This window comes from Psychrobacter sp. Ps7, from assembly GCF_022129225.1.
Taxonomy (GTDB): domain Bacteria; phylum Pseudomonadota; class Gammaproteobacteria; order Pseudomonadales; family Moraxellaceae; genus Psychrobacter; species Psychrobacter immobilis_A.
Genome location: NZ_JADQAH010000017.1, coordinates 38,074 through 61,749 on the forward strand (window position 1 = coordinate 38,074; position 23,676 = coordinate 61,749).

Sequence of the window (23,676 nt, forward strand, 5' to 3'; positions counted from 1 at the left end):
CCCTTTTATTTAAGTCTTATAAACGTGGTTTAATCTGCATGTCTTAAAAGTCGAAAGTCGCTGATACTTTTAGGGCAGTAGGCTCACCGGCATTTAAATACCCAGCACCCGCATAACCACCCACTGATTGCCAATAGTCTTCACCAGTAATATTAGTAACTACTCCTTTTAGCGTCACGTCTTGTCCAGCGAGCATGGTTTTGTAGCGAGCACCTAGATCTAGCGTGGTATAACCGTCAACTTTTAAGCTGTTGGCGGCATCGGCATAACGTGCGCCTGTGTGAATGATATCACCGGTCACCGTCAATCCTTCAACTGCTGCTAAATCATATTCTAGGTTGACGTTGCTTTGTAGTGTGGGCAGTCCGATGACTCGGTTGCCGTCGAACGTCACATCGCCCGTGTCTTTTTGCTCAGCATTTAAGTAAGTAACACCAGCATTGAAGCGCATGTTTTCGCTTGGGCTACCAAATACAGTCAATTCCACCCCTTGATGTCGATTTTCTCCAGCAGCGGTAAACGTATTGGCGTCATTGAAATAAGCACGCGGCTCATTAGTGCGGAATATTGCCAAACTACTGCCAATCAAACCATTGTCATACTTAACGCCAACTTCAGTTTGCTCACTCACATAAGGGTCTAAATTTTGACCACCATTGGTGACAGCACCACCATTATTAGTCAGAGGTGCCCTTGCACCTGGCGCTAGGCTTTCGATATAGTTACCATAAACAGACCAGTCCATGCTCGGTTGATAGACAATACCAATACTTGGTGTCCACTCGCTTTTATCGTAATCAGCAGTTTGTACTTGAGTATTAGGATTATAGCTGGTGGTTTTTAGATTCTGATGACGCACACCTAAAGTAGTTTTTAACTTGTCATCGAACAATGATATGGTGTCGGCTAGCGCAAAGCTCTGGAATTGCTTCTCATTGGTCAATTTTGGATTGTCTAAGTTGCCACCAAAGGTTGTTGTGCTTGTAAAAGGTACCTCAGCGTAGTCGGTGGGATGGTACAAATTGGTCACGGGTTGATTACCAAAATCATAGGCGAAGGCCCCTTTTTCTTCTTGGTCATAGAGATCCGCTGCTAGTACCCAATTATGAGCCACTTCACCTGTTTGCCATTTACCACGCAGACCGAGCTCAGCACTTTGTACCAAATCTTTTCTAGAGTTATCAAAGCGATAAAACGTACCTGCACCATCAACATTGTTGACGGTTAGATTGGCCAGTGAGTTTTCTTCCTCACCACTTCGCACACCGTAAGCACCATAAGCGGTAATATTATCAGTAAAATCATATTCTCCTCGAATGGTACCAAAGACATCTTCTTCATCTGAATACGTCCAAGGCTGCGCCCAATTCTTTGAGCCGTCTGGTGCTTTTGGTACTCTAGAAACACCAGCAAGTGTGACACTAGGACGGGTCTCTTTGAGTTTGTTGTCTTGCCAGCCCAAATCAGCTGATAGTCGATACTGATCGCCTCTATAATCTAATCCTAACGCTGCCAGACTCAGTGTTGAAGATTCATCATCAATCGCGCTGTCGCCATCTTGATAAGCGGCATTAAAGCGAACGCCAAACGCATCATCAGTACCAAAGCGATCACTGACGTCTACGGCAACTTTGCCTTGATCGCCCTGACCATAACCGAGTGTCACCTTACGTAGCGGGTCATTGCCAGCTCGTTTGGGCAGCAGGTTAATCGTACCACCGGCGTTACCACCACTGGGTGCTGCGCCATTGAGCATGGCGGATGCCCCGCGCTGAACCTCAACACGCTCGAACAATTCCGTTGCGATATACTGCCTTGGCAGTATGCCGTATAGACCGTTATACATGGTGTCATCAGAGGTTGTGACAAAGCCACGCATAAAGTACGCTTCTTGAAAGTTGCCAAAGCCTCTAGCGACACGAACAGTTGGGTCTTTTTTGAGCAGGTCGCCCACACTTTGGGCTTGTTGATTGCCGATATACTCATTGGTATATGAGGTAGTGGAGAACGGCGTGTCCATGATGTCTTGATTGCCCAAGATTCCGACACGGCTTCCTGTCGCTACTTGACCACCTTCATAGGCATCTGGCAGTCCATCGGCTGACGCGTCGGCGCTACTGGTCACGACAATCTCATCGAGTACCACGCTTGGGGTATCGGATTGAGCGTCAGCACTTAAATCTGTTTGTGCCCACGCGGCTTGGCTTGCACCCAGTAGTATTACCGATGTGGACAGACAAGATGAGCACAGTGATTTTAATGACAAGGGATGGCGAGACATATTCAATAGAGTAGGGCGAAATAAAGCAGAGTATAAGCGAGACAGTTGCATGAATATTTCCAGCACATAGATTAAATGCTTATTATAATGATAATCATTTTCATTACAATATATTACTGGATTAAATCTCAATATATTTTTATCGTGTTAAGTGTACGTTTTTGTTAGGCAAAGTAGTAAGTCGTCTAAAGTTGATTAGTTACGCTATGACAGCAGCAAAGATTGCTAATCGCTCAATTTAGCAGTCAGCACAAGTGGTTGGTAAGTGTCTAAATGCTTTCTGCTTATAACTAAATGTTTGCTACTTATTAAATGCTTGCTGTTTGTAAAAAATGCCACTTATGAAAAACATAATGCTTATTGCGCACGCCAATAGACTTTAATGACCATATCCTGACGTGATAACCCAAGGGTTGCCTTTAGTTGCTGTCGTAATGATTTGATATCCGCTGCTTCCAGCGCGCCCCATACCTTGTCAATATTGACAGGCAGTCGCGCAAATTGTGTATTTAATAATGCCATTATTTGCTCAGTAATATCAGTTGTTGGGGTATTAACCAGCTGGCACACATTATCTTGCAAAAAATGCGCATTATGGCGTAGTGGATTACTGAGCGTTAGGGTGTGTAGATAACTGATATCCTCTGGATCATTAGTGATGGCAATGACGAGGGGCGGCAATGGATTCTGCCAGTTTTCCAATAGATTGGCCACCGTAGGCAAGGAGGTTTCATCACAGATGAGTAAGCACTGACCAGTGCTGAGATGTTCTATTTTCTCTGGATATTCACGTACTGTTTTGATTTGACTGTCACAGTTAAGTGCGCGCGCCCAATTGCCTCCTGCCGTGTCGCCGTGAATGTAGACATCTATCCACGCTTGGACGGACGAGCTGCTCGAATCTCGCCATGCTTTTCGCAAGGTATAGTAGCGCTGCAAAGGTTTGTCACTATCTCTTGAATGGTCTTTTGACTGGTTGTTTGTAGCAGATAGACCGTCCGCATTTAGCTCAAACAAATACGCGTAGCCCGGATGAGTGAGTGGCGTAGTATCGGGTGCGGTTACCAGCAGTCGATACATATTGGGGCTGGCATAATAGCCATTAATGACTGTAAAACGCTGTTCTTGAAGCTTAATCGTGCGCTTGCCAAGCTTATTGGCAGATGTTTGCAATAGCGTTATATATTGCTCTTGTAGCGTCATAGAGTCACTAATAGGAACTGTAAAATCGATAAAATATTGACGGCTGAGCTTGCTGCTGTTTGTTAAGGTATCGTTGTCATGATGGGCAGTTGTGACATCCATTAGTATCCCATCAGTATACAGCTCTGCTATCGAGGCGATCTCGTGCTCACTCACTGCCGTGGTAGTAAAGGCATTGATAAACATCGCGAGTTCATCTTGATGCTCTTCATTGACATGACTCATAAACTGGGCTTTGTCAGCCATGTCGAGCGGCGTTTTATCGAAATCGTACTGAGTAAGTGGTTGAGCCATAAAATGTCATCCAAGCCAAAATTCAAATAATTGTTCAGCAAAATTTTTAATTAATAAATGATTGGCTGCTGATTAAGGGCAAGATGGAAATATAATAGTTAATAAGCATAAAACATGCAAATGTTAATGATTATTAATATCACCTATATTTTTATTACGATAATATACCATAGGTTAATTTATTTACAATCATAAAAGGACAGGTGTTATCGAATGACTAATATTTTTCTTGTAATTATTGGCAGTGGTGACTCTTAGACTGTATAAACGTGATCGCCCAACCTATTTTTGCAAGGTTTGATAGCTTACAAAAAAGGATTGGGCGAGCTAAAGTCGAACAGTAGAGTGTTAAGGAGCAGGTTGAATGTCTATTTTAAATTCCCATGAGGTCGCAGTCGTCGCTGAGCTATCAGGGTAATTGATTTTATCCAAACGCACGCGGGCATAGCTATTGCCTTCAGCGGATCTAATGAGCGCGCCTTGAGCGCTGTCAACCGCTTTGGCATTTAGTTGATGGGTCATGCCATTGTAGGTATACCAGCCAAAGTCTAGGTTCGGGAAATTACCTGTATAAGCAGGATTGAGATCCGAGCCTTTACTATCAATGACCCAGCTTCTGGCACTCATCGGTTCATCGTACACAGCGGTGTTGGTAAGGTCGGTTAAAGTCGCTGCACTACCATCGGTCATAAACTTGCTGACAATGGGCTCACCTTTATCATCATAATACCCTATTGGTGTTTTTGATAAGAAGCCACCAACTTTGCCTTTATTAGTGCCGATAGCAGAATCGCCACCATTTAAAATGACGCTATTACGCTTAAAGCCAATATGCCAAGTGCTGTTTTTATCGGCGCTACTTTGTCCCGTGGTTAGATCAAAATAGACCCAGTTATCATTGTTTGAGGCATCGATGGTTTGCGTCTGCACCTTGTTCGGTAGCGCAGTATCAATCCAGCGCAGAGTAGGGTAGCCGGAGGTTCCAGCATTATTATAGTAGTTGGTAATCTGCATGGCATAAATAGGCTGCTGTACGCTGCTGTCTGTCATGGCACTGCTATTATCTGTGGTGACAAGGTAGACACGATTGTTCGGGTAGAGCTGATGGTTGTCTTTTAAATTGTATTCAAACCAAGGCTGCGCATCAAAAATACCGCCACTATGGTCTTCATTGTAGTGCATGGTAATATCACGACTGGTATCAGGATCTTGAGTTGCATTGCTATAACGGCTCAAATCTGACCAATCGATTAAACCAAAAACGCCGCCTTTGCCAGTGCCAGAATCACCGCTATTTGACCAAAGCTTGACCGAACGCGCTTGATTATCAAACTTGATATCCCATTTATCTTCAGCACACGAGCTTTCAGCTTTGGTATCAAAGTCATAACAGGTCGCAGTATTAGGCGCTAGATTGGTGACTTGCCAAGTAGCCGTTTCGCTAAAGCTGGCACTGCTCACAGGCGGGGTAGTGCCGCCATTACCGTTACTGTCACTACTGGTGCCATCACCGCCACCACCGCAGCCAGTCATGCTGAGTGCTAAAATACTGCCACTAAACAGTAATGCCAATTTGGTCGGCTTGGTGTGAATTGCTGGGGAAATGGGGGTCATATCAGCTTCCTTGAAGGTTGTGGTTTCAGATAGAGGGTACAAAATAAGGGTAAAAATAGCGGTACAAATACACTTGCTTTAGAATGATTGTGAATCAAAGGCTTACCAATGGTAGCTGGCGCCAAGTAACCACTCGCGATTATCAATGGGACGGTAGTCACTGGTATCGGTGACATCACGCTGCACATCAAAGATATTATTAATCGCTGCATACAAGCTCAAGTTTGCAGTGGCGTCATAATTGAGCTTGCTATCGAGTGTCCACCAAGAGGGTGAATACGCTTGCTCGCTGGTACTAATCAGCTGTTTGGATTCATAATTGAGGCGCGGGATCAGCTGTAATTTGTCATTGATTTGATAATCTAGTGCCAGCATCGCTTTGTGATTGGGCTTATAGGTCAGCTCGGTATCGGTGACATTGTTATGCGTCTTGAGGTAAGCGTAGCTGGCTTGTAGTTTGGCGCGCTCGTCCACTTGCCAGTCAAGGCCAATATCGCCGCCATAGGTTTTGGCACTATCGACATTCATATATTTATAAATGGCGATATTTCCCTCAAAGCTCGCATTGTCTTCATCGGTCTGAATCAGATCGTTCACGTCGTTATAAAAACCATTGACCGTCAAATTCACGGTGTCGCTCAGCTGACCTTGATAGCCGATCTGGTAACTGGTTGAAGTCTCAGGCTGCAAGTCAGGATTGCCCATGACTTTATAACCCAAATTGCTATGGTCAAAGACGTAGTAGCGTTCTTTCAGGTTGGGCACGCGATAACCACCGCCAATACTGCTACGAAAGACATGGTCACGACCGCTGGCATCCAAATGGTTGTATTTAAGTGATACTTTCGGCGCCGTATGACCACCAAAGTCTTCATCGTTTTGATAGCGAATACCGCTCAACACTTCCCAGTTATTGCCGATCAGCCAATCATCTTGTAGATACAGCTCACCGACATCACGGCTGACGTCATCGCTGATAAGCTCGCTGACTTGGTTTTTCGTTTGGCTTAACTTGTCTTGCTGAACCTGACCGCCGACTTGGATAAGATGAAGGTGCTTATCGGATAGCAATAGCTCAGGTAAGTCGAGCTGGGCTTGCGCCAACGTCGTACTAATCTCTGTATCACGGGCACTAGTGATGGCTTGCTGTGTTTTAGTATTGGATTCGCTTTGATATTCCTCATGCAGCGCTTGAGCGGACAATCGATAAGTCTTGCTGCGATCATCGACATGCGGCGCGATATCAGCGCGTGCACCGATACTAAAGCGCTGCTTGCTGATGTGCTCATCTCGTTGCTGTGCCAAATAGCGCGGTGCCACATAATAATTAAAGCGACTAATATCGTCTTCTTTATAGTGGCTGGCTTCTAGCCAATATTGAGAATTTTTGACCAGTCGGCTATCGTTGCGGTCATTGTTATTACCTGATGTGTCGTTACCGTCAGGGCGGTAGCTGAGGCGGGCACTGACTTGTGATTGCTCGCTGGCATCTTTTAATCTGGGCCATGCTTCATGGTCTAAGCTTAAGCCATCATTGTCCAGATACGAGCCTGATAGACGCGCGTGAAAGCGCTGGTTTTTATCTAACGCCCCTTCCACGCTGGCTTCTACATAGCGCTTATTGGCATCTAGCTTTTTACCAGATGGATTTTGCTGCCCATTGCTGGCAATCTCGGTGGTGATATGTCCTGTTGCCGCGCCAATGGGTTTGGTGATGATATTAATGACGCCGCCCATCGCCGCGCTACCAAACTGCGCTGACGCCGCTCCTTGCACCACTTCTATTTGCTCAATATCCATATTCATATATTGATTCAAATTTACTGTCGAGCCAGTGCTGGCGGTGATGGGTAAGCCATCAATCAACACCAATACTTGATCACCTGTGAAGCCTTGCATGCTGACTTCGTAACCTGTCTTGCCGTGGACTTCGCGTAAGTACACATTGGGCAACAAGGCTAGCGCTTCTTTTAAAGTATGAGCATGGTTGTCATCTAGCTGCTGGCGGCTGAGTACTTGCAGGGCAACTGGCGCATCGCTTAATGCACGCTCAGAGCGTGTGGCCGTTACTACGATAGGATCTAAACGTGTGCTCGGCATGGCTGCATCGTCGGTCATATCAACATTAGTCTCTGCGAGAAGCGGCGCTGCTTGGACTGAAACTGACGTGAATGCAAACAATGCTAATGCCACACTGATGGCTAATGGGCTATGACGCAGTGGTGAGGGATGGGTGTTTAGTCCCGTATGAGTCAACGATAAATCAAACGCTAAAATTGACATAAATAAAACAGCCATCGTAAAAAGAGAGAGTAAGAAAGTCGTGTTACTTAAAGACCTTTTTCTACAAAAAGAGCGATTTAAAGCGACCATTTCATAGTATGAATTATTAAAGGTTTGGTTACTTGATTCACTAGATTAAGCAACAAAGCCCAGACATAGTATTTCAAACGATAATAATTATCAAGATGTAAATGATAAATATTATCGTTTACAAAGTGAAAAAATGTTGCCATAATGATTTCGTCCGAAGCCTAGAGACAAAATTATAAATGATGAACTAGCAGCGATAATTGCTAAAAGTCTGCTTGATAAATACACCCTTGCTGCATCATTGCAAGCCCTATAGTACAGCATGCATTTGTCTTATCAAATATCAATCATAGTCATCGTCTCTGCTATTTTCTAAAGATATTCATATCTCAATACTACATAGCCAAGATCATTGGCTTTTTTACTGCTATTTATTTTATGGAGACCCTCATGAGTCACCCGTTATCGTTAAGCAAAAAAAATACTGAGCTGTGGCAACAATACCAAGCATTAAAAGTAAAAATACCGATGCTGTTTCCCACAGAAGGGGCGACTGCGCTAGGTGTCAGCGAGTTTGAGCTGATGCTTGCATCTCCTTATAGTCAGTATATTGGAGATCAGTGCAAAGCTGTTTTAAAGCAGTTTGAGACGTTTGGTGACATGGAAAGCATCGTTAGAAACGAGCTGGCCGTGCATGAAAAAACGGCGCCGTATCACAATCTTAAGCTTGGCGAAAAAATGGGCTTGGCACTCAATGTTGGTGGTCTAGATTTGCGATTCTTTATGTGGCAATGGCAGCATATGCTGGCGGTAACGGATACCAGCCGCGCCGATAAGCCATCTTATAGTATTCAGTTTTATAACGCCCAAGGTGCTGCTATCGACAAAGTGTATCTACGAGAGTTGAGTGATGAGAATATCAGCCGTTGGCAAGCGATGATTCAGGAGCAGCAGCAAACGGTCAGTAATGATACGCTGACATTAGAAGCACAAGAGCCGCTAAATGACTGGCGTTACAAGGCATTAAGTGAAGATGCGCGCGCGCAGTTACAGCAAGGCTGGCAAGCGATGACAGACGTGCATCAATTCCACTCATTATTAAAAAATCTCGATATCGATCGTGCTAGTAGCTACCGTCAAGCACCAGAGCAGATGACGCAGCAGCTTGATATTAGCGCGGTCGAAGCGGTATTTGAGCAAGCGCGTGATGCCAAATGTCCGATTATGATATTTGTTGGTAATAGCGGACTCGTGCAGATTCAGACTGGCACCGTGCAGACGCTCAAGCGCATGGGCGATTGGTTCAATATTTTAGATAAAGACCATAATGACTTTACGCTGCATTTAAAAGACAAGGCATTGGCGCAACTGTGGAGCGTTAAGCGCCCAACCAAAGACGGTATCGTGACTTGTATCGAAGGTTTTGATGGTCACGGCGTCAGTATTTTTAGCGTGTTCGGTCAGAGAATTGAAGGCACGCCTGAGCTTGAAGCATGGCAGCAAATTGTCTCGACGATCATCGAAACGCATTCGTATGCAGAATCCTTAGCAGCAGTTGCAATGGCTGAAGCAGAGAGCGTGTAAACCCGTCATAAAAAATCAGCAAATTTTGCGATATTGACACTCACATAACGGATAAGTCATAGCTGTTGTGTGAGTTATTTGGGATGCTTAATACACGTTAATGGTTCTGTTAATAGTGTCATTTTTTACGTTAGCAAATTAGGAATGCTTATGTCTTCTGAATTATCAAAAACAGTAATCACTCACTCAGTGATAAATAAAAAATTGATGAGTCGTGCTATCAGCACTGCGGCTATTATTGGCGCATTTGCCGTGCCTTCGCTTTCTGCCCAAGCTTATGAGCGTGTTGTCGCCATGAGTCCAGATGTCGCAGATGTGGTCGTGGCCCTAGGAGCGACCAATAAGTTGGTCGGTAAAGATGCGACCAATAATAATCCAGCGTTAAAGAATGTACCAGCCGTGGGTATGCACCGTAATATCACTGCCGAGTCAGTGTTGGCGGTAAAGCCAGATTTGGTGCTCGGCAGTTATATGGTACAGCCGGTGAGCATTTATCAGCGCTTAAATGGTCTAAATGTTAAAGCCGTCAATGTAGCGCCTAAAGAAGAAGTAAATACCTTTGCCAATAGTATTAAAACAATTGGCAGTTACGTGGATAAAAAATCTGAAGGGTCGCAGCTTGCTAAGCGTTGGAATGCAGGAATGAGCCCAATGGCAAAAACCGGTAAGCGCTATTTATTAAGTTACGATGGTCGTATCGTTGCAGGTAAGGGCACGGTAGGCGATGAGTTGATTCGGCGTGCTGGTGGAATCAATGCGGCAAACGTATCGGGGTTAAAACCTATGTCACGCGAAGGCTGGCTGGCTGCTAAGCCCGATGTCATTATCATTGCTGATCATAATCAGGCAGTGGTTGGCGGTGTCAGTCAATTTAGTAAACGTCCTGAGGTTGCGGCAAGTGCGGCTGGTAAAAATGCTGGCGTCCACTTTTGGCCAGCAGATGACTTTTTACGTTATGGTCTGAATTCACCGCAAGTCTTAAAAAAGCTGAACGCTGTAGCAAAATAGCTCAAGCAATATATAGCATAACCTCTTTTATATTCAATAAAACGATATCTCACATGGCAAATACGATTTCCGCTTCTATCCCTATACAAACTGGAAAATACAGACATAGCATCTATTATGTTGCCGCTACTGTCGCATCTGTGCTGCTAATTTGGTTGGCGCTTGGTATTGGCTTTGGCGAATGGTCAAGCCCTAGCCATCTTGACGATACTATCTGGCAGCTACGCTATCCGCGCGTAGTGACGGCATTGTTGGTTGGCATGGCGTTGTCAGTTAGTGGTGCAGCATTACAGGCTTTATTTGAAAATCCTTTAGCGGATCCAAGTTTAATCGGTACGTCAGGTGGCGCAGCGCTTGGTGTTGTTTTGGTTCTGGCATTGGGGTTTGGGGGCATTGGGATACCGCTTGCAGCGTTTACCGGAAGCGTATTGGTGTGCTTGTTTATTCTCGCTTGTCATCGGTTTTTGGGTGGTGGGCAGATGGGCTTGCTGATATTGGGATTTGTCATCAGCGCTTTTTGTGCGGCGGTGGTTAGCCTGATTTTATTTATGTCTGATGACATGGTGCTGCGCTCGGCGACCATTTGGCTGTCAGGTAGTATGGCGGAAGCGGGCTTTGTGCCGCTGCGTTATTCGATTGTCTCTATGATTTTAGGGCTGGCAATTTTATTACCATTAGGTCGGCAGTTGGACGGGTTGATGTTAGGTGAGGCAGCCGCTAAATCCTTGGGTATCAAGGTGGGTGTGGTTCGTTGTTTGGTGGTGATTGCTTCGGCATTATTGACAGGGGCGGCGGTGTCTTTAGCAGGCGTCATCGGCTTTATTGGCATGATGGTGCCAAACCTGCTGGCTATTCTGTTTGGTGGCGGACGTATGCGCCTCATGATTTGGTCTGGCTGGCTTGGGGCGATATTATTACTCGTCATTGATGGCGCGGCGCGACATGTTGCTTATCCAGTGGATGTTCCCGTTGGTATCGTTTTAGCGTTGCTTGGCGGTCCATTCTTTATTTGGCTGTTTGTGCGTAGTAGCCGCCGTTAATTGGAGAGAGTGTTTATGTTTCATTCATTTTTTACGGCTACATCAAAGACATCGCTAGCGAATCAAGATAGTCGTATAAATAGTAGTAATGCAGGCGAGCTGTTGTCGATGCAAGATATTCATATTTCGCATGGTCATAAAACATTGTTAAAGATAGACAAGCTAACCGTGCCAAGCCAAAAACTGGTCGCCTTTATCGGACCAAATGGCGCGGGTAAAAGTACGTTGCTGCATACGGTTTTAGGTCAGCATACGGGAACCGCGCTTAAAACGGATGGTCACATTACGATTTACGGTCAGCCGATCAACGAGGTCATGAATGATGGTCATATCGCTTGGGTTGGACAACATGAGCGCTTTGAGCTGCCGTTAACGGTATTGGATTATGCGCTGTTAGGAGTCTCGCCAAATCTTGCATGGTATCAGCGCCCAAATAGCCATCATGTTGAGCGCGCGCAACGTTTGTTACAAGATTTTGAATTATTAAGTTTGGCCAGTGCCCGTGTGCAAACCTTATCAGGCGGTGAAAAGCAGCGCTTGGCTATCGTAAGGGCGCTAATGCAAGACACTAAAATCATGATGTTTGATGAGCCGACCAATCATCTTGATATTCGCCATCAGCGTTTTTTACTGCATTATTTGCATAATTTGGTGCGACATCAACGCAAAAGTATCTTGGTTGTGTTGCATGATTTGACCCATGCGCATCGCTATACTGATGAAGTGGTGCTATTAAGCGGTGGACAAATTGTTGCACAAGGAACGCCTAGTGAAGTGATGACACGCTCGCAATTAAGCGATGTTTATGATGTCGATATTAAGGTGCATCAAACTGAAGATGGCTTGGTGTTTATATGATTCTGAGCAGTTGAGCCATTATTCTGACTTTACGATAGGCATTTGATGATCAACTTGGCTTTTTAATTTGTATATATTGCACTGATTTATTCGGCAGTAAAAACCCCTTCATGCTATATAAATAATAGCATGAAGGGGTTTTTTTTACATCTTAAATATTGTAGTGAATCAAATATTTTTAATATAACCATGCAAAATATAACCATACCAACAGGATGATTTTCAGTTAATAAATAATTTTAAACCTAAAAAATTTTGCAGTAAACTCGCATAACGATCGGATTTAGTAGAAACTGTAAACCACTAGGTATTTGTTCTGAACGGGAGAAACTCATTGCGCGCTATTCCTTATAAACTGATTGTTAGCGCACTACTGCTCATCATTGTTGCGGGCTTTTTTGCCTTTCGCTGGTGGCAAGGACCACTATTACCAAGCTATAGAATATCTTCGATGCCTTTGGTGCAGACGGTCGTAGCGACTGGACGGGTCGTTGCCGTATCAAATACTGACATTGGTAGCGAGATATCAGGTGTTGTATTAGAGCGACGAGTAGCAGAAGGCGAACAAGTCGCAGCAGGAGATTTATTATTGGTACTAAGCTCCGATGACGTTGCAGCCCAAGTGCGGCAAGCAGAAGCCGAGTTGGCGGAATTGATTAGTAGCACTCGTCCACAGGCAGCAGTAGATTTGGCAAATGCCGAAGTAGCGTTGGCGCAAGCTGACCGTAATGTCGAGCGTAGGCGCGAATTGGCTGCTATCTCGGCCATCTCTGATGAGGAAATGGAGCAAGCGATTCAAGCCCAAGCCCAAGCACGCAATGACCTTGAAAATGCACGCCTGAGAGCGAATGCACTCTCCTCTGGTGGTGTTGAAGAAGATTTATTACGTGCTCGTATCGCCGCATTGCAGGCTCAGCTTAACAAAGCGCAAGTACGTAGCAAAGTATCAGGCACTATTCTGACCCGAAATGTAGAAATAGGCGATTTGGTACAGCCAGGTCAGAGCTTGTTTACTATTGCCCTCGATGGTAAGACTGAAATAAGAGTACCGCTTGATGAACGTAATTTATCTCGATTGGCTTTGCAGCAACCATCAGTCGCTATTGCCGATGCCTATCCAGATAAACCGTTCCCCGTACGTATTAGTTTCATTGCACCAAGTATAGATCCGCAACGCGGTACAGTAGAGGTGAGATTGTCCGTCGATCCTGTACCTGATTTTTTGCGTCAAGATATGACGGTATCAGTGAATATCGAAACGGATCAACGCGCAAAAGCCTTAGTCATTCCTAATGATGCACTAGCCAATGTTAAAGAAGACAGCGCCGAAGTATTATTATTGCGTGATGGTAAAATACAACGTCGAGTAGTGAAATTAGGGTTACGCGGGCTATCAGCATCAGAGGTGCTCTCAGGACTGAGCGCAGGTGATGAGATATTGGTTGATGCCACAGTCTCACTGGCTGATGGAAAAAGAGTGAGAACCGCGCTTCAAGCAGCACCTTTTATCGCTGCTGATGCTGACAAGATAACGACGGTAAGTGATAAGAGCCAAGCAGCGGAGACAGTCAATTGACGGCTTTTTTCGGTAGACTTTGGATTGATGCCACTATTGCCATCAGTTTTTTACGTGAGGGACGCATACAGTCGTTGATGATTACTCTGGGAGTGGCGATAGGTGTTGCCGTTATTATATTTATCACCGCACTCATCCAAGGATTACAGACCAACCTTATTGACAGCACCCTCGGCAGTCAGGCACATATTCGCTTAGTAGCGCCAGACGAAGTCAACCTAATAGCGCCGTATGCTGACGATACGCTGCAACTGATACAAGAAGACAAGCGTCCACAGCGGCTACGTTCTATTAATAATTGGCAGCAAATCACTGATACGCTAGATCAACTGCCCTTGTTAACTGCCGTATCGCCAAACGTGTCTGGGCCTGGGTTCGTCCGGCGTGGTGAGGCATTAGAGTCGGTGATACTAGTAGGTACTGACTTGGCGCGCTATCAGAATATAATCCCACTTGATGAGTACTTAATCAGTGGTGAGCTGCGAGTGGGCGCAGATAATGTATTGATTGGTAGTGAACTGGCTAAAGATTTGGGTGTAGAGGTCGGCAGCAAATTACGTTTGGATACGGGTCAAGACAGCAGTAGCAGCAATAATCTGAGTAACAGCCTTGGTAGCAAAATCAGTAACAACAGCGCTGTAGTCAATATCGCTGGTATATTTGAGCTCGGCGTACGAGAGCTTGATGCGCGCTACGTGTATCTAGACCTAAAACAAGCGCAGTCATTACTCAACCTACCGGGCGGTATCACAGTCATTGATTTGACGGTTGAAGATATCTTTGAGGCGGAGGAAATCGCTGCACAAGTGGGTCGTTTGACCTCATTGCAAGCAGAAAGCTGGATTGAAACCAACGCCCAACTGCTGAGTGGTCTCACGGCTCAAAGTTTATCTAGCAATATGATTGTCGTTTTTGTGGCGATCTCGGTGGCTTTTGGCATTGCCAGTGTGCTATCGGTCAGTGTGGTTCAGCGTACGCGCGAGATTGGTATCTTACGAGCCATGGGTGCAACTCGTCAGCAAATCCTACGAATATTCTTAATTCAAGGGGCTATATTTGGCTTGCTAGGCTCGATTGTCGGTAGTGGTGTCAGCTATGTATTGGTCTGGTCTTTTAATACTTTTGGACCCGACATATTTACAATTCCCATATCGATAAACCTGATCTTAGTGACTATGTCGTTAGCAACGCTAACTGGTGTGATAGCAGCTGCTATTCCAGCGCGGCGCGCAGCAGCACTTGATCCAGTGGTGGCTATTCGTTATGTCTAATCATGATTCTAGCGACACTTTTAACAATGACTTTAACAGTGACTTTAAAGATGTTGCTGCCAATCCTTTTAATAAGACGTTAACTCCTATGTCCAGTCAATCTCACGAAGTTCTGCGTTTAGAGGCACTAAAAAAGTCTTATAACATCGGTCAACCTAATGAGATTGAGGTGCTGCACGGTATTGACTTAACTATCAGCACTAACGACTTTGCCGCCCTGATTGGTCCTTCTGGTTCAGGTAAAAGCACTCTACTAAATGTACTAGGGTTACTAGATCAGCCAACCAGCGGTGAGCTATATCTATTGGGTCAAGCGACCAGCGCTATGAATGATGCTGGTCGCACCGCTTTACGTGGTAGTAGTATTGGCTTTGTCTTTCAATTTCATCATCTGATTCAAGCGTTTAGTGCATTAGACAATATCTTAATGCCGCTAACATTGACAAGGGGTCGTCCAAATAAGCTTGCTATCCAAAAAGCGCGCGAGCTACTGGCAGCGGTTGGGTTAGAGCGCTTTGCTGACAGTAAGCCTAACGAGCTATCAGGTGGTCAGCAACAGCGTGTTGCGATTGCACGTGCCTTGATAACCGAACCGGCATTGCTATTGGCTGATGAACCTACAGGTAATCTGGATACCGTGACGGCTGGCGAAGTGTTTGAGCTGTTCCGAAAAGTCAATCAGGAACGTGATTGCGCGGTATTGCTGGTCACCCATGATCCACGCTTGTCAGCATCTTGCGATCGCACGATTAATTTGGTTGATGGTCGTATTGATAGTGATACGTTGAATAATTGAAAAATATTGTAGTGATAATAAAAGTCATATTGGCGGATTACTTATCTGCTTAACAAGGATTCCTATAAATCCCACCGTCAATACTGACATCAATAAAGGTAGCGGCTTTGATTTTATGAAATCTCATGTAAAACAACCGATAATCACAAACCCTTTTTTATAAAAATTTAAGGTAAAAGCTAAATACCTCTATATTTCTAGGTCAATGTATCCGTGCCATCACCTTTAGAGCCATGTTCATTCAAAATGATTTTGTTATCTATTGTTAAATACCAGTAGATGCTATGTATAATGCAGCACTAGCATAGCTTTCACTCAGTATGGCTTTCACTCATATGCCTTTAATAAGAAGATTACATTATGTCAAACAAGCGTCCTTTATATATTCCCGTTGCAGGCCCCGCTCTTTTAGAGACTCCTTTACTAAATAAAGGCAGTGCTTTTTCATCAGAAGAGCGTGATAGCTTTAATTTAACTGGGCTATTGCCTCATAACATTGAGACAATTGAAGAGCAATCACTACGCGCTTATCATCAACTGCGCTCATTCACTAGCGATATGGATAAGCATATTTACTTGCGTAACATCCAAGATACCAATGAAACCTTATTTCACCATCTAATTGAGCAGCATATTGAGGAAGTCATGCCGCTCATTTATACGCCAACTGTGGGTCAAGCATGTGAAAAATTCTCGCAAATTTATCGCCGTAAACGGGGTTTGTTTATCTCATATCCTGAGCGTCATAAAATCGATGACATGCTGCAAAATGCCACCAAGCAAAACGTGAAGGTAATCGTTGTCACTGACGGTGAACGTATATTAGGTTTAGGGGATCAAGGCATTGGTGGTATGGGTATTCCCATTGGTAAATTGGCTTTGTATACCGCTTGCGGCGGCATTAGCCCTGCTTATTGCTTACCAATTTTGTTGGATGTTGGTACCAATAATCAACAGCTACTTGACGATCCTATGTACATGGGCTGGAGAAACCCACGCATTTCTGGTGATGAGTATAATGAGTTTGTCGACTTGTTTATTCAAGCCGTTAAACGTCGCTGGCCAGAGGCATTATTACAATTTGAAGATTTTGCCCAAGAGAATGCGACACCATTATTGAATAAATATCGTGACCAATTATGCTGCTTCAATGATGACATTCAGGGTACTGCTGCGGTTTCAGTCGGTACCTTGATTGCCGCGTGCTTAAATAAAGGTCAGAAACTTAGCCAACAAAAAATAGCATTTTTAGGCGCAGGGTCTGCTGGTTGCGGTATTGCTGAACATATCATTCGCCAAATGCAGCGTGAAGGGTTAACGGAGGCGCAGGCTCGCAGCCAAGTATTTATGGTTGACCGCTATGGTCTGCTTACTGATAACATGACGGAGCTACAAAAATTCCAAGAACCGTTAGTACAAAAAGAATCCGCTATTGAAAGCTGGGATAAAAGTAAGAAACTCGGTTTAGCGCAAGTGGTTAAACAAGCAAAAATAACTGTATTGTTTGGTGTCAGTGGGCAAAAAGGTCTGTTCACCCAAGAGGTGATCGAATCCTTGTGTGTTAATACTGAGCATCCTATTGTATTACCACTTTCAAACCCCACGTCTCGTGTGGAAGCGACACCGCAAGAAGTGACTAATTGGAGCAAGGGTGAGGCAATTGTTGCAACAGGTAGCCCTTTCCCTCATACCACTTTTGAAGGTCAGTCTTTCGAGGTTTCTCAGTGTAATAACAGCTATATTTTCCCCGGGATTGGTCTGGGTGTTTTAGCAGCACGGGCCACGGGTATCAGCGATAATATGCTCATGGCGGCAAGCCAAGCCCTTGCAGATATATCAATGGAATACGAAAAAGCCCCTGGTGCCATCCTACCGCCTATTAAGGTGATCAGAGAGATCAGTGAAAAAATAGCGTATGCAGTGGCATTGCAAGCGGCTCAAGATAAGCTAGCACTACCTATCACAGCGGAGAATTTACAACGTCGATTAAAAGCGAATTTTTGGTTACCTGAATATCGTAATTATCGCCGTACTTCTTTCTAATGTTAGAAATTAGATATAATAAATTCTAATATTAAGCACATTATCTAAGTAAAATACTAAATGAAAAAAGGTTGCTAACGCTATATTACATATAGTGTTGGCAACCTTTTTTACTGCTATCCAATCTATTAGTTTAGCAAGTTTACTTTTACCGGTTTTTCAGCACAGCTCAATGATTGTTTTTTATTAAATTCTAGACAACAAAAAACCCTTACAAGCAAATGCCTGTAAGGGTTTGAATTTGGTGGGCCCAGTATCAACCACATAAATATTCCAAGTTATTGATTTAAATATTTTTATTTAAAAATATTTTTTCTTATACCAACGGTTATACCAACAATTGAATCGAATTATAGATCGATTTTCCAGCCAATATTACAGTATGTTTGGTCTTAAAATTAATTGTTATTTATTGTTAGATATAAGTAATATGCTAATTGAAGAATATAAATTATTCTAACGCTACCTTAACATCATTCAGATAATATGTGGGGAAGGAAAATGCTAAGAAGTCATGTATATATTCTTACCCCATAGTGGTAGGTAGTGAGTAAAATATTGTCTATTCTAGTGAGAATTTAATATTCCAACGACCAGCTTCCTTATATTCACCTTTAGCATTCAATTTAAAATATCGGTTCTTATCAGCATCTGAGGTTAGCTGATAGGTTACACCACATTGCGAGTTTAAGCATTGCGCGATAAAGGTACGATTTGTTGCTCTTGGTTCAAATGTGGATAGTTGATGACATAAAGGGCAGTGCTTCAAAACTGCTACTTCTTGATTTTTTTCTAGCAGACTCGCTTTATCTGTATGACGCAAGTAGCTTTCAATTTCTTTTTTACTATTAATAGATAACTCATTTATTAATTGATAGCTACTGGCGTTCTTATGGATACTATTAGTCTCTGCTAGACTTTGTAGAGCACGACTGGAGATTTTATTAAATGGTAAGTCACTGGCATATCCTGTTAATATGTCAACGTATAGCCATTCTAGCAGTCGAGTAATAAGGCGCTCGGTAGCCATAAAATTAAGTGGATTAGCTAGTATCGCATTGTTTGTGACAGGCTTATTCTCTGATAGGTCAATCTTTGACTCTAAAAGATGAATAACGATCAGATGGGGATTACTTTTTATATCATGATTTAAGGTATCATCAATTTGATTGGCGATGGAAATAATATTTAATAGGTTTTTCGAATATGTATGAGTCAAACGCCAGTTATGTGTTTGTTGATCGACTTCAACAGTTACTTGCCAGTTAAGTTCATCGTTTGCTAGAAGTATACTACCAGTAGTTTTTTTAATAGTATTAAAATTCAACTCTTCGAGTGCCCTTAATAAAATTAACAAAGCATATTGATTGTACTCTTCTTGGAACTGGCGCTTTTTTTCCAACGCTTTAATTAAATCTTTCACTTCTTGAGACTGTTTATTGAGTTTTGTCCATAAAATACCCACATGTCTATAGTGTTGGTCATGCATCAAGATATTTGTCTTGTGCAACTGGTTTGAAATATTCTTATGGGCTTGAGGGATTTTTAAGTAGAGTCCAAAACTTTGTAATCTAGTTATGTTATCTTGCAATGCTAAGTTTTTTTCACTAATTGTCATTAGCTCTTTGCGTTTTTCGGCGGATTTTTCATCACTGAGATTGCTTGCCCATAAACTACAAAGAAGGCTGGTTAGTTTGTAATAGCTTTCATGCGCTTTATCAAGTTGTAGGGCATCATCAATATTATTGATTTGTTCCTCTAGTTCTCTAAGTCGTTGTTGTAAAAATAGCATGACCCTATCGAGTAGTCTTGAAAAAACTTTATTTTCATATATAGAGTAGTTATCGTCACTAATTTTAGCTAAAAGTTTTCTAGGATACACGCCTGCTAAAGTACGCCTTTGCCAAGTCTCGGAATGCACAGCTAAATAACGATGAGCTTTATTAGATATCTTCTTTGCTCGGCTAACATCAATTAACTCTTCATCGTAACGAATATCAAGTCTAGGCTGGTAGGCTATTTGATGTAAATGACCTGTTTCCAATACGTCGAACAAAGATTGTTCAAAATCGTTCAATTTAGCAGTGTCCTCGAACACTTTCTCAGGCACAAGTGGGCTAGGTAGAGGAGTCAATTCATCCTCTGCTAGCCATAATGCCAATTGTAAGGCTATATGTTCAATTGAACGACTCATTGTACTTGTTATCGCTGGATCTAGGCATAGTACAGAATCTGCGTCATCTATCACAAAGTGCCCTGTACTATCACAGAAAAGAATAGTATAAGCATCTACTTCAAAACGTCGATTGTAAGTAAATGGGCGAGTATTCACATATCTTTGTGGAATTACAGAAGTAATTATAGGTAATGTGGATAATGAGACGATATCGCCTGTAATTCTATCAAGCATATATTAGACTCCACTTAACCTTTCTATATCCTGCTCTAAAAGATAACTACTCTCTTCAGGGACATCCGATAAACCTAAGGTCTCCCATATCCGTAGTAAGCTATCGTTGATATCCTCAATCTTATCAGAACGTGTATCATATCGACCACAGACTTTACCAATACGGAATACTTTAGTAGCTAACAAATGGTCAAGTGCTTCTGCCATCGTGCCACCGCAAGCCATATAGACAGGAATAAACTTACGAGCTTGGTTTTGCAAGCGATTACCCCAGCTAACTTTAATTTTAAGTAGGTTTTTCTGCAATTCGCTCTCTAATAACAACTCGAATATATCATCGACATCTGACTGATGTTTTGTAATAGCTTGTTCAAAACGTTCTATCAAACTGCTATAGGAGTATTGAGTATTGTCCACCGTATTATCGAAAGTAAGTTTCTCACTTCTGTGTATTTCCATAACGTGGGCTCTATCATAGGTTTTGTCAGCAAACTCTTTGGTTGTTTCATCGTGGTTTGCAGTGCCTATAAACCATACATTTTTAGGTATTTCTAAGGTCCGACCATTTTTAAATAGCAAGGGTGCATCATGATGTGAGCTATCTAATAAGTTTATTTTTGCGATATCAGAAGTTTCTAATAGAGACAAAAAGTCAGCAAAATACTGTTCAGGTTGAGACAAATTCATTTCATCTAATAAAATTATTTGTAGAGTGTTCTGAAATCGCGGTTGTTGGGCACGGTATAAAGCTTGTAATGCTTCTTTGGCATAGAATTTTTTCTCAAACGCGTTATAGTGACCTAATAAATCTTCTCTATCACGCCAGCCTGCTTGTACTCGAATCACCTCGCAATAAAGTTCATTATCATTATCGGGTGGGTTATTAATCGCTTTTGCAAAGGCTCGAGCTAAGCTAGTCTTACCTGTACCAGAGATACCTTGCAAAATATGTAGCTTGCTCATTGACAGTCCAGCAATAAATAGCCGTATGTCTTTATTAGTATAATAAAGACCTTGATTGGCAATGCGGGCACGCATAAGGTTTGAGAATTCCTCTAAGCTTGGCACGGCTTGCAAGCCACTTGCTAGACTACTGAATTTTTCATCCATGTCACTAAGTAGCGCAAATGGTAGTGCGCCTTTTTGAGCATCTTCTAAGTCATCAATCTGACTTTTTAATTGTTCAATACTAATATTCAGCACTCTTTTATGTTCTTCTAATATTCGTTTTTCTTGTAGCAAGTTTTGACGTTCAAGCGCGCTTAATCGAGTGTTATTAAGTTCACTCTGAGCCTGGGCATAGCTTGCTTTTAAGTCTTCTAATTGACTTAGTGTGTCATCTAATCTTTCTTCTAATCTTTGATTATCTTCTATTAATCCATCTTCATAACGTTCACTTAGTTCATGCTTAAGCTCTCTATTCTTCTGTCTAAGTCGGTTTAGTTCTTCTTGAACGTTATTGATACCATCGGTGGTTAGTTGGCGCTTTAAATCCTCAAATTGAGCATTTTCTTGTGCCATTCTATCTATCTCGTCAATTGCCTTTCTTTTACTCTCTATAAGCGCTTTGTTTTCAGCGGCTAATTGAGTTAGTTTTGCTTCAAACTGCCGATGAATATGGCTTTTCAGTACATCGTTTTGAATGTCTAACTGTGCTTTCGTTTCTTCTAATTCAGTTTGCGCCAGTTTAAGTGCGCTCTCCTGTTCGACTAAATCTAACTTTTGCTTTTGTAAGGCTTTGTTGTCATTTTCTTTTCTAGCGTGTAATTCTTTTAGTAAATCCTGCTCTAAATTATTGGCTCTAAGGGTCAACTCTTCTTCTATCAATGATATTTGTTGTTCACGCTCTCTAAGCTGGTTATCTTTATCATAAATATTTTTTAATCGTTGTTCTATTTGAGCTAGAGATGTTTTCTGTAGTTCACTTAGCTCTTTATTTTTGACTTGTAGCGCTTCTTGTTTTTGACTTGCAAAACCTAATTCAGCATTAATTTGTTGCTCTTCTAAAACAGATAACTGCTTTCGAAGCTCAAGCTGTTCTGTTTTTAAACTTTTCTTTTCTTCTAGTAACTGCTGACGTGCGTTGTCAACCTCTGTTTGCCGTTGAGCTATTGATGCATTGTCTTCGTCAAGTTTGGTCTTTTGACGGTATAGATCGCTCTTTTGTTGTTCTAGAGCTTCAAGCTCTTCATTTAGAAGAGTGCTTTTACTTTGGTATTCAGCCGAGTCTTGCTTGTATTGCTGTTCAGCTTCAGTATAAGACTCTAGGTCAGCTAGCATCTTCTCTCTAATCTCATTATCCTTTTCCAATAACATTTCTTGTTCTTTATTGACAATCGAACCTGTAACACTTTTTAGAAGCTCTGATATTTTTGTAACCTCTTTATTTGCACTAGGGCTAGGAATTTCAGACTTTACATGGTTGTTTTTTCTGTTCTTTCTTGCCATAGTGCTATGCCTTATCAGTTAATTGGTTTAAGTAATTTTGAACCCATTGAGTTGTAAATTTTGCCAGATCGAGCGCTGTACTTTGGGTAATATCAGTCTTTGGCCCGTCATGCGAGCTTTCATTACGGTAATCACATATTTGACTTAAAAATAGCAAGTCAGCATCTAAATCATCGGTAAGTAGCAATGGGTGATTAGAGTAATCAGCAATTGCTAGAATATTTGCCGTTATAATAGGCTTTAAAGAGCTATAGATAGTGGGGTATTTACCCGTTGAAAAACCTATAGCTGACTGTACCGCTCTAACATTACAAGTAGAGAAAGGTTCTAGACTCTCATCTAGAGCTCTGTTATTTGCTCGTAAAATTAGAGCTTGCAATAAGAATTTTTTATCTGAGGAGTAGGGCAGTATCTTATTATGTTGATGTGGGTAAGTGGTCAAAACATGTTTAAAGCAAGCTTCTAATGACTTTTGAGATTGCAATAATAAGTCATCGATATCTGCGCTATAGTTATGTTCTTCGAGATATTTTTGTCTGCGCAATAGTTTAGCGAGATGCATATCGAGATTATCAATCTCATTAACATTTGGATATGACGATAATATTTCAAAACGCATTTCTTCTTGTAAATGCGCCTCAAACTCTTCAATGCTTTGTTTGTCAGACTGATCAAGCCCCATAAATCGTTTAACTTTACTTGCAAAGGGTTTGTTACCCTGTGCTATGCTGTCATGTAAGTGGATAATCCAGTCATCAGATTGAGTAATATGTAATGGGTCTTGAAGCTGAGAGAAATGCTTTGTATCTATACTGTGCTGTAGATGAGTAAGGATAAAGTATGGTGTAGGTTGCTTGCTGGCAATATCAAAGTTACCAAGATTGACCCCTGCCGTCAAATCCGTACACATAAACTTGGGAGATTTTAGTTACGCAGC

15 protein-coding genes are annotated in these 23,676 nt (G+C 42.5%); 8 read left to right on the forward strand and 7 right to left on the reverse strand.

The window, feature by feature from the left end; genetic code table 11:
• Positions 1 to 43: 43 nt before the first annotated feature.
• The 4 genes from I3257_RS07740 to I3257_RS07755 all read right to left on the reverse strand — a co-directional run bounded on the left by I3257_RS07740 (position 44) and on the right by I3257_RS07755 (position 7,675).
• Positions 44 to 2,332, reverse strand: a complete 2,289-nt coding sequence (locus I3257_RS07740; RefSeq protein WP_238049319.1) for a TonB-dependent receptor — start codon at positions 2,330 to 2,332, stop codon at positions 44 to 46.
• 306 nt (positions 2,333 to 2,638) lie between these two features.
• Positions 2,639 to 3,778 carry a siderophore-interacting protein gene (locus tag I3257_RS07745; protein WP_238049320.1) on the reverse strand — a complete coding sequence of 380 codons (1,140 nt, stop codon included), beginning with the start codon at positions 3,776 to 3,778 and terminating at the stop codon, positions 2,639 to 2,641.
• Between the two features lie 348 nt (positions 3,779 to 4,126).
• Complete coding sequence (locus I3257_RS07750; RefSeq protein ID WP_238049321.1) at positions 4,127 to 5,392, reverse strand: HmuY family protein; 1,266 nt, start codon at positions 5,390 to 5,392, stop codon at positions 4,127 to 4,129.
• 102 nt (positions 5,393 to 5,494) lie between these two features.
• A complete protein-coding gene (locus I3257_RS07755; RefSeq protein WP_238049322.1) occupies positions 5,495 to 7,675 on the reverse strand; it encodes a TonB-dependent receptor in 2,181 nt (726 codons plus the stop codon).
• 480 nt (positions 7,676 to 8,155) lie between these two features.
• Between I3257_RS07755 and I3257_RS07760 the strand changes: the two genes are divergently transcribed.
• The 8 genes from I3257_RS07760 to I3257_RS07795 all read left to right on the forward strand — a co-directional run bounded on the left by I3257_RS07760 (position 8,156) and on the right by I3257_RS07795 (position 17,881).
• Positions 8,156 to 9,289, forward strand: coding sequence for a ChuX/HutX family heme-like substrate-binding protein (locus I3257_RS07760; RefSeq protein WP_238049323.1), 1,134 nt, complete (start codon positions 8,156 to 8,158; stop codon positions 9,287 to 9,289).
• 150 nt (positions 9,290 to 9,439) lie between these two features.
• Positions 9,440 to 10,297, forward strand: coding sequence for an ABC transporter substrate-binding protein (locus I3257_RS07765; RefSeq protein ID WP_238049324.1), 858 nt, complete (start codon positions 9,440 to 9,442; stop codon positions 10,295 to 10,297).
• Positions 10,298 to 10,350: 53 nt separating this feature from the next.
• Entirely contained in the window at positions 10,351 to 11,337 is a 987-nt protein-coding gene (locus I3257_RS07770) for an iron ABC transporter permease (protein WP_238049325.1), read from the forward strand.
• 15 nt (positions 11,338 to 11,352) lie between these two features.
• Positions 11,353 to 12,195, forward strand: coding sequence for an ABC transporter ATP-binding protein (locus I3257_RS07775; RefSeq protein WP_238049326.1), 843 nt, complete (start codon positions 11,353 to 11,355; stop codon positions 12,193 to 12,195).
• A 334-nt stretch (positions 12,196 to 12,529) separates the two neighbouring features.
• A complete protein-coding gene (locus I3257_RS07780; protein ID WP_238049327.1) occupies positions 12,530 to 13,771 on the forward strand; it encodes an efflux RND transporter periplasmic adaptor subunit in 1,242 nt (413 codons plus the stop codon).
• Positions 13,768 to 15,042 (forward strand): FtsX-like permease family protein, encoded by a 1,275-nt coding sequence (locus tag I3257_RS07785; RefSeq protein WP_238049328.1) that lies wholly within the window; start codon positions 13,768 to 13,770, stop codon positions 15,040 to 15,042. The genes I3257_RS07780 and I3257_RS07785 overlap by 4 nt, the downstream gene beginning before the upstream one ends.
• Positions 15,043 to 15,130: 88 nt before the next feature.
• Positions 15,131 to 15,838: an ABC transporter ATP-binding protein gene (locus tag I3257_RS07790; RefSeq protein WP_238049333.1), complete on the forward strand. Its 708-nt coding sequence runs from the start codon at positions 15,131 to 15,133 to the stop codon at positions 15,836 to 15,838.
• Positions 15,839 to 16,198: 360 nt separating this feature from the next.
• A complete protein-coding gene (locus I3257_RS07795) occupies positions 16,199 to 17,881 on the forward strand; it encodes an NAD-dependent malic enzyme (protein WP_238049329.1) in 1,683 nt (560 codons plus the stop codon).
• A gap of 562 nt (positions 17,882 to 18,443) precedes the next feature.
• On the opposite strand, the gene I3257_RS07800 is transcribed toward I3257_RS07795, so the two are convergent.
• Genes I3257_RS07800 through I3257_RS07810 form a run of 3 tightly spaced genes read right to left on the reverse strand, consistent with a single transcriptional unit; the run spans position 18,444 to position 23,637 of the window.
• On the reverse strand, positions 18,444 to 20,291 hold the full coding sequence (locus I3257_RS07800; RefSeq protein WP_238049330.1) for a hypothetical protein: 1,848 nt from the start codon (positions 20,289 to 20,291) through the stop codon (positions 18,444 to 18,446).
• A gap of 3 nt (positions 20,292 to 20,294) precedes the next feature.
• A complete protein-coding gene (locus tag I3257_RS07805) occupies positions 20,295 to 22,739 on the reverse strand; it encodes an AAA family ATPase (RefSeq protein ID WP_238049331.1) in 2,445 nt (814 codons plus the stop codon).
• Positions 22,740 to 22,743: 4 nt separating this feature from the next.
• Positions 22,744 to 23,637, reverse strand: coding sequence for a hypothetical protein (locus tag I3257_RS07810; protein WP_238049332.1), 894 nt, complete (start codon positions 23,635 to 23,637; stop codon positions 22,744 to 22,746).
• Between the last annotated feature and the right edge of the window lie 39 nt (positions 23,638 to 23,676).